We start from the raw sequence: 316 nt of genomic DNA, 5'->3' as shown, positions 1-316 counted from the left end.
CCTTGTTGCTGTTGTTTTAGGTGGATGTATTCAATTATTGTTTGGTGTTTTAAAAGCAGGAATTATAGGATATTTTTTCCCATCTTCTGTGATTAAAGGAATGCTTACTGGAATTGGAATCATTATTATTTTAAAACAAATTCCCAATTTTTTTGGGTATGATGAAGAATCAGCTTGGGATTTAGAGTTTTTTGAAACTGATGGAGGAAATACTTTTTCAGAATTATTTTCTATCATTGATAATGTAACTCCTGGAGCTGCTCTAATAGGAATTATTAGTTTGTTGATTATCATTTTTTGGGACAATGTTCTCAGT

1 protein-coding gene is annotated in these 316 nt (G+C 30.4%); it reads left to right on the top strand.

Going from position 1 to position 316, the window contains the following annotated elements; translation table 11 throughout:
- Window positions 1-316: SulP family inorganic anion transporter (locus IU405_RS00285; protein ID WP_262894622.1), on the top strand; the 316-nt coding region annotated here is incomplete at both ends.

This window comes from Polaribacter sp. BAL334 (assembly GCF_015767435.1).
Taxonomy (GTDB): domain Bacteria; phylum Bacteroidota; class Bacteroidia; order Flavobacteriales; family Flavobacteriaceae; genus Polaribacter.
The sequence above is the reverse complement of the archived record's forward strand: the minus strand, read 5'-3'. Positions and strand labels throughout refer to the sequence as shown.